Origin of the sequence: uncultured Frigoribacterium sp., from assembly GCF_963515265.1 — a bacterium.
GTDB lineage: Bacteria > Actinomycetota > Actinomycetes > Actinomycetales > Microbacteriaceae > Frigoribacterium.
In genome coordinates, this window is sequence record NZ_CAUPYL010000120.1 from 1 (window position 1) to 7,953 (window position 7,953).

Below are 7,953 nucleotides of genomic sequence, written 5' to 3' on the forward strand. Positions count from 1 at the left end.
CCTCGTCGCCCGACAGCACCCGCACCCGCCTCAGCCCGAACGCCTCGCGGGTGCGCGCGACGAGCGCCTGCAGCGCGTCCTGCCCCCGCAGGACGCTGCCCGACACGGTCGCGAGCAGCTCGGTCTCGGCGAGGGCCCGGGCCGCCGAGCGGCTGCGCCGTGCCGCCTGGTCGACGACCCAGCTGACGATGGCGGCGTTGAGCACGTAGAGCACGAGCGCGACGAGGTGCAGCGGCTCGGCGATGGTGAGCTCGTAGACCGGCGCGATGAAGAAGAGGTCGAGCGTCACGCCCGACAGCAGCGCGGCGAAGAGCGCCGGCCAGACGCCGCCGGTCACCGCGACGACGACGACGAGCAGCTGGAACAGCAGCACAGTGCCGGCGATCCCGTCTTCTGTGCGGTGACCGGCGAGCAGCCAGGTGAGCAACGGCCCGACGACGGCTGCGAGCACGAAGCCCGTGACGACCCGCGAGCGCGAGAGCGCCCCGCCGAGCTTGGGCAACGACCAGCCCCGGCCCGCGGCCGAGTGCGTGACGATGTGCACGTCGAGCTGGCCTGACTCGCGGACCACTGTCGCGCCGATGCCGGGCCCCGTGACGAGCGACCCGAGCCGGCCGCGTCGGCTGACGCCGATCACGAGCTGGGAGGCGTCGGCCCCCTTGGCGAAGTCGACCAGCGCCCTCGGCACGTCCGAGCCGACGACCTGGTGGTAGCTGCCGCCGAGCTTCTCGACGAGGGCGCGCTGGGCGGCGAGCGCGCCCGGCGCGCCCTGCCGGAGGCCGTCGGGGGTGCTGACGTGCACGGCGATCAGCTCGCCCCCGGCGCTGCGGGCCGCGATGCGCGCGGCGCGACGGATCAGCGTCTCGCCCTCCGCGCCTCCCGTGAGGGCCACGACCACGCGCTCGCGCGCCTCCCACGCGGCGTCGATGCCGTGCTCGACGCGGTACGCGCGGAGGGCGCTGTCGACCTCGTCGGCGAGCCACAGCAGGGCGAGCTCGCGCAGCGCCGTGAGGTTGCCGAGCCGGAAGTAGTGGGAGAGCGCCGCGTCGACCCGGGCGGCCGGGTAGACGTCGCCGGCCGCGAGCCGGTCGCGGAGCGCCTGCGGCGCCAGGTCGACGACCTCGATCTGGTCGGCCGCGCGCAGCACCGCGTCGGGCACGGTCTCGCGCTGCGCCGCGCCGGTGATCTGCTCGACGACGTCGGCCAGCGACTCGACGTGCTGCACGTTGACGGTCGACACGACCGAGATGCCGGCGTCGAGCAGGGCCTGCACGTCGCGCCAGCGCTTGTCGTGCCGGGAGCCCGGGACGTTGCTGTGCGCGAGCTCGTCGACGAGCGCGACCTGCGGCGCCCGGGCGAGCACCGCCTCCAGGTCCATCTCGTCGAGCTCGACCCCGCGGTGCACGTGTCGCTCGCGCGGCACCACCTCGAGGTCGCCCAGCCGGGCGGCGGTGGCTGCCCTGCCGTGGGTCTCGACCACGGCCACCACGACGTCCTTGCCCTCGTCGCGCAGCCTCGCGCCCTCCTCGAGCATCGTGAAGGTCTTGCCGACGCCGGGAGCGGCGCCGAGCAGCACCCGCAGCCGACCTCGTGTCATGCGCCCAGCTTGGCACGCGCCGCCGACACGTCCGGGGTCGCGACCGCGGCCGCGGCTGCGGATGCGGCGGCGCCGGCTGACGGCGACCGCGGCTGCAGGTGCGACGGCGACCGCGGCTGCGGCGGCGTCGACCGTCTGCAGGACATGCGGCTGAGCGTCCTCGAGGAGGGCGAGGAGAGCCGCGGGAAAAGAAGAAGGCCCCGTGCATCGATCTGGCGAGATCACAACGCGACGGGGCCCCGCGGAGCCGGTGGGATTTGAACCCACGGTTCCCACAAAGGGAACTCCACCTTAGCAGGGTGGTGCACTAGGCCGAACTATGCGACGGCTCCATGCGCAGTCTCGTGCGGGACGTGACGGCGCACCCACGATCATAGCGGGCCGGACGCGATCTGCCGAACCGCGCCTCCTCGACGGGCCGAGCCGCGCCTCCGCGGGACGACGGCCTGGCCGGGTCACCCGTGTTTCACCCGTAGATCCCCCTTTCGGGGGGCGTCGCGGCCTTGTCCACCTATATGCCGACTCATAGAGTACCCCTGGCGCCGGAGACGGCGGAGTCGTGCACCACCCGACAGCACGGGGCGTCCCCGGACGCGGCGGCTCCCCTCGGACAGCGCCGACCCAGACCTCCGACGCACGTCCCGACGCTGTGCCGCTCCCCGACGCGGCACCGACCGGAGGCACCTCTGTCGACGACGACGTCGACGTCACACCCCCTGCGGTGCCGAACCCCTGATCCCGGCACCGCAGGGCCCCCCGCGGCGCGTTCGGGCGCCCGCGCGGGGATCCCCGGTCGTCCCGGCGAGCTGGTTACTCGCCGGGGCGCCCTCTCAGCCGCCCTGCGGGTCGCCTCGCAGGCACCGTCGGCAGGACTACTTCTGCAGGAACCCGACCGAGCAGGTCTGCTCGGCCGCCGACTGGCCCGTGAGGCCGGAGATGACCTCCGGGCCGGCAGGGGCCACGGCAGGGTCGGTCGGAGTGCCGGTCGCCGGCGTCGTCGGAGCGGGCGTCCCGGACGCGGAGGCGGCGGGAGTCTCGGGAGCCGCGGAGGCTCCTCCTGCGACGTCGCCCGCAGCCGCGTCGCCCGCAGCCGCGTCGCCCGCGGCGGCGGACGCGGCGCCGAGCCCCTCGCTGCCGGCCTCGAGGGTGAACGGCTGGTCGGCCCGGATCGCGTCGAACAGCTTCGTCGCGACCGAGGTGATCGGCTGCACCTTGCCGGCGTAGACGCCGGTGCCCTCGGTCGTGCCGGGGTACTGGACGAAGTTCACCTGGTCGAGCGGGAGGTCGCGCAGCGCCGAGCCGATCTGCACCATGGTGCCGAGGTCGGTGAGCTGCTCGGAGAGGGTCATGTTGCTCGCCGCCGCCCGGGCGAGCGAGTAGAGCTTGGTCGGGTTCGTGAGGGTGTCGGCGCTCTTGACCGTGCGCAGCAGCGACGACAGGTAGACCTGCTGGCTGCTGATGCGGCCGAGGTCGGAGCCGTCGCCGACGCCGTGGCGCGTGCGGAGGAACTGCAGCGCCTGCTCGCCCTGCAGCACCGTCTCGCCGGCCTGGATGTCGAGGCCGGTGTAGCGGTCCTTGATCGGGGTCGCGGCGCAGACGGGGACGCCGCCGACGGCGTTCGACATCTCGATGACGCCGTTGAACGAGATCATGCCCGCGAAGGGGATGTCGAGGCCGGTCAGCTCGGACACGGTCGACACGACGCAGCTGAGGCCGCCGTACGAGTACGCCTCGTTCATCGGCCGGGCGGACATGGCCGAGTAGTAGCCGCTGCCGTCCTCCTTCGCGCAGGCAGGGATCGGGACCACCATGTCGCGCGGGATGCTGACCGCGGTCGCGTTCGAGTGGTCGGCCGAGACGTGCAGGAGGATGTTGACGTCGTTGAGGGTGGCGTCTCGCTTGCCGAAGGCGCCCTCGTCCTGTGCCGCGTCGTTGTCGGTGCCGACGACGAGCACGTTGAAGCCGCCCGGGTAGGCGTCGACGGACGGCGGCGACGCGACGATCGGGGTCTTGCCCTTCGCCGCGGGGAGCGCGACGCCCGAGCCGAGGTCCGAGCGCACCTGGTAGGCCGCGATGGCCCCCACGGACGCCCCGCTCACGAGCACCACGGCCAGGGCGCCGGCGACGACCCTGCCGATCGTGCCCAGCGGGCCCGTGGCCCGGAGGCGCCCGTGACGGGCGACGCCTCGGCCCGAGGTCTCCGCCGCACGACGGCCGGTGCGGCTGGCGGCGCGGCTCTCGGCGCGGCTCTCGGCGCGGCTGGCGGGGCGGTCGCGGTCGTCGGTCACGCGGAGTCCTCTCGGTCGACGCGGGCACGACGCGGACCCGGTGACGGTCGGCGGGGATCGTGCCTGCGCGATGGGCGGGCAGAACGGCATCGTAACGGGCAGAACCCGACGAAACGGTCCGTCGCCCAGAACGGGGGGCCTCCGGCCTCGAGGCACGAGCCCACCGGCCGAGCGGCGGGTGGACGCCCGGGCCACGCCTCCTCGATCCCGACATCCGTCCTGTCGATCGTCGGGAACCTTTTGTCATGGGTCGACAGAAGTGACAGAGTTGACGTGCACGCCCTCGATCTTCCCCTCCGGCCCTCCGGCCACCACGAGATCCACCACGACAAAGGAGTTCGCCATGACCTCGTCACCCTCCGTCCAGCTCTACACGGTCAGGGACGCCATCTCGGCCGACCTGCAGGGCGCCGTCGCCCGCGTCGCCGAGATCGGCTTCACCAAGGTCGAGCCCTACGACTTCGTCGCCCGCGCCGACGAGCTCGAGAAGGCCTTCGCCGCCTCGGGCGTCACCGCCCCCTCCGCCCACGCGCCGGTCATCGACTCGACCGAGCCCGAGCGCGCGTTCGCCGCCGCCGCCCAGCTCGGCGTCGGGACGGTCATCGACCCCTTCATCCCCAGCGACCGCTGGCAGACCGCCGACGACGCCCGCGCGATCGCCGACCGCGTCAACGAGCTGCAGGTGCAGGCGGCCGCCACGGGACTGAAGTTCGGTTACCACAACCACCAGTGGGAGTTCGCGAACAAGGTCGACGGGCGCCCCGTCTACGAGTTCTTCCTCGAGCGCCTGAACGACGACGTCGTGCTCGAGATCGACACCTTCTGGTCGACCGTCGGCGGCATGGACACCCCCGCCCTGCTGCGTTCGCTGGGCGACCGCGTCCAGTTCCTGCACGTCAAGGACGGCCGCATCTCGGGCGACATCGCCACCGCGCTACCGAGCAGCGAGAGCGCCCTGGAGGTGCCCGAGGCCCTCGCCGCGGCGTTCAAGAACCAGACGCCCGCCGGCCAGGGCGACGTCGACGTCGCCGCCGTGATCGCCGCGGCTCCGCACGCGCTGCGCGTCGTCGAGTTCGACGACTACAGCGGGGACGTGTTCGACGGCATCGCCGAGTCGCTCGCGTGGCTCGCGGAGAACGACAAGTGAGCGGCGTCGAGACGGGCGCCTCCGGCGAGACCGGCCGCACCGGCACCGGCCGCACGGGTCGTGTCGGCGTCGGCGTGATCGGCGCGGGAGTCATCAGCGGCACCTACCTCGAGAACATGACGAAGTTCCCCGACCTCGAGGTCCTCTTCGTCGCCGACCTGATCGCCGACCGCGCCCGCTCGCGTGCAGAGGAGTACGGCGTCCCCCGCCACGGCACCGTCGAGGAGCTCCTGGCGATCGACGAGATCGAGATCGTCGTCAACCTGACGATCCCGGCCGTGCACGCCGAGGTCGGACGCCAGATCGTCGCCGCGGGCAAGAGCGTGTGGAGCGAGAAGCCGCTGGCCCTCGACCACACGTCGGGCAGCGACCTGCTGGCCGCCGCCGACGCCGCCGGGGTCCGGGTCGCCTGCGCGCCCGACACCGTGCTCGGCGCCGGCATCCAGTCGGCGATGCGCGCGATCGCCCGCGGCGACATCGGCGAGCCGCTGACCGCGACGACGCTGTTCCACGTGCCCGGGCCCGACGCGTGGCACCCGGACCCCGAGTTCCTCTTCGCGAAGGGCGCGGGCCCGCTGTTCGACATGGGCCCGTACTACGTGACGACGCTCGTGCACGCGTTCGGCGCCGCGAGCTCGGTCAGCGCCGTCTCGTCGACGTCGCGCACCACGCGCTCGATCGGCAGCGGCCCCCGAGCCGGCACCGAGTTCGCCGTGGAGGTGCCGACGCACCACGCGGCGCTCATCTCGTTCGAGGGCGGGCAGTCGGCGCAGTCGACCTTCTCGTTCCAGAACGCGCTGCCCCGCATGGGCTTCGTCGAGATCAGCGGCACCGAGGGCACCATCGTGCTGCCCGACCCCAACACCTTCGAGGGCGACTCGACGATCTGGCGCTTCGGCCAGGACGAGCCGAGCACCCTCACGGCCGCGGGATCGACCTACGGCCGAGGCTCGGGCGTGCTCGACCTCGCCCGGGCGCTGCGCGGCGGCGACGCCGAGCGCGCCAGCGGCGCCGTCGCGTCGCACGTGCTCGACGTGCTGCTCGCCGTCAGCGAGGCCGCGGAGTCTCGCTCGGTCGTCGAGGTCGCCTCGACGGTCGCGAAGCCGCAGCCGCTCGCCGAGGCCTGGGACCCGTCCGAGGCCACGCTCTAGGTCGGCCCCGCCGGGACGACCCGGCCGCCTGCAGGAGGCGCGGTGCGAGCGAGGCTCGCGCCGCGCCTCCTGCGCGTCTGCGGCCGGGCAGTTGCGCGGCCCGCAATGAGAGTGGTCCGCCAGCTAGGTCCCCCGCCCCGTGATCGGAGAGTGATCCGCCAGCCAAGTCCCTCGCCCTCGTAATTTGAGAGCGATCGGTGCCCCAGGGTGCGGACGGGCCTGATTCCCGGTGCTCGGCGCAGCGGATCTCTCTCGCTTTGCCGAAGAAACTGCGAGTTGAGGCCTGAGAGCCCAGCGCGCGACGGGCCGACGCACGCCGGCCCGAGCCTCAGCGCCGGTTCGCGACCAGCGCCGTCGCGTACGACGGGAACCACACGCCCGCCGCGGGCCCGCCGTTGCACGTGCCGTCGCTCGCACCCGGCGTCTTGACCCAGAGCAGCGCGTCGAGCGCGCTCGTCCCCGAGGTCGCCACGCGGGGCGTCTGCCCGAGCCCGGCGCCGGGGGCGTTGCACCAGGTGCCCTTCCACCCGCGCCCGTTCCGCGACACGTCGATCACGTAGCGCGCCCCGCCCGTGGCGGCGGAGACCGCGTCGGCGTAGGCCCGCTCCTGGTCGACCCCGTAGTAGTTCGCGACGTTCGTGTAGAAGCCGCGGGCCTGGTCGATCCCCGCCGCCTTGAGCCTGACGGCCATGTCGGCGGGCTTCACCCAGTTCGAGTTGCCCCCGTCGAGGTAGGCAGGCACGCCGGCGCGCGTGAAGGCGGCGACGGCGCTCGCGATCGTGGCGGTCCGGGTCGCGGTCAGGGCCGGGCACGAGCTGAGGTGCCCCAGCGAGTCGGGCTCGACCAGCACGACGGCACGGTGCCCCGCGAGCGCGGTCGCGACCTTCTGGTTCCAGGCCAGGTAGGCGACGTCGCTCGCCGCGCCTCCTGCGGAGTGCCCGCCGCAGTCGCGCCCCGGGATGTCGTACGTGACGAACACCGGCGTCGTCCCCTTCGCCTCGGCGGCGGCCAGGTTCCGCTGGATCACCTTCACCAGCATCGCGTCGTCGTACCAGGAGCCGAGCCAGATCGCGATCGGCTGCGCCGCGATCGTGCGCGCCGCCGCAGCGTCGACGGTGCGCCCCTGGGCGGCGAGCTGGGTCGCAGCCGTGGCGGCGGGCCCGTACTGCTCGACGTGCAGCCCGCCCTTGAAGACGGTCGCCGCCGACGCGGTGCGGATCGTCGAGGAGGTGGTGGTGGCGGTCGTGCGCGGAGCTGCGGCCGCAGCAGCCGAGCCGGCGGACGAGGAGGCGGGAGGCGCGACGACGAGACCGGCCGCGAGCGCGACGACGGCCCCGGCGACGACGCCCGCGCGGGCGAGGTCGATCACGGGAGTGTCCTTGGGGGTGAGGAGCGGGTGCAGGTGCGGGGTGCGGGTTCCCGGAGGCCGGGCAGGTGCTGCGCCGTCGGCTGGACGTCGGCGCCGGCCGACGGGCCTCGATCGGCCCGCCTGGCGACGACGTCAGTGCACCACGACGCCGGATCCGCCTCCACCCCCCGTCCGGAGGCTCCGGTCGCCCGTCTTCGGGGGTGAGGGTACGTCGCCCGTCCCCGCTGCGCGGGACCGGAACGAGGGTTCCTGCACGTCCGTTGCACGGATCTTCGACGTGCTCGGCGTGCGCGCTGTCCTCCAGTGGTGTGCGAACTGTCCGCCGCAGCGTGCGCGCTGTCCCCCAGCGGTGTGCGAGCTGTCCGCCGCGGCGTGCGAGCTGTCCGGCCGCGGTCCGCGAG

At 73.7% G+C, this 7,953-nt stretch carries 5 protein-coding genes and 1 tRNA gene; 2 read left to right on the plus strand and 4 right to left on the minus strand.

All coding sequences use genetic code 11. The features are described 5' to 3' along the window. From RWM17_RS10000 to RWM17_RS10010, 3 genes are all read right to left on the minus strand, one after another. Positions 1-1,597: DUF4118 domain-containing protein (locus tag RWM17_RS10000; RefSeq protein ID WP_314103233.1), on the minus strand; the 1,597-nt coding region annotated here is incomplete at its 3' end. A gap of 242 nt (positions 1,598-1,839) precedes the next feature. After that, positions 1,840-1,929, minus strand: a tRNA-Ser gene (locus RWM17_RS10005). Positions 1,930-2,469: 540 nt separating this feature from the next. Further along, the gene (locus tag RWM17_RS10010; RefSeq protein ID WP_314103235.1) at positions 2,470-3,885 is read right to left on the minus strand and encodes an LCP family protein; all 1,416 of its coding nucleotides are present in this window, start codon (positions 3,883-3,885) and stop codon (positions 2,470-2,472) included. Positions 3,886-4,228: 343 nt separating this feature from the next. Between RWM17_RS10010 and RWM17_RS10015 the strand changes: the two genes are divergently transcribed. Together RWM17_RS10015 and RWM17_RS10020 are read left to right on the plus strand one after the other, a co-directional pair. After that, the gene (locus RWM17_RS10015) at positions 4,229-5,032 is read left to right on the plus strand and encodes a sugar phosphate isomerase/epimerase (RefSeq protein WP_314103237.1); all 804 of its coding nucleotides are present in this window, start codon (positions 4,229-4,231) and stop codon (positions 5,030-5,032) included. Further along, on the plus strand, positions 5,029-6,183 hold the full coding sequence (locus RWM17_RS10020; RefSeq protein WP_314103239.1) for a Gfo/Idh/MocA family oxidoreductase: 1,155 nt from the start codon (positions 5,029-5,031) through the stop codon (positions 6,181-6,183). The genes RWM17_RS10015 and RWM17_RS10020 overlap by 4 nt, the downstream gene beginning before the upstream one ends. A gap of 328 nt (positions 6,184-6,511) precedes the next feature. Here the strand turns inward: RWM17_RS10020 and RWM17_RS10025 are convergent, their stop codons facing one another. Further along, entirely contained in the window at positions 6,512-7,552 is a 1,041-nt protein-coding gene (locus RWM17_RS10025; RefSeq protein WP_314103241.1) for a glycoside hydrolase family 6 protein, read from the minus strand. Positions 7,553-7,953 lie beyond the last annotated feature (401 nt).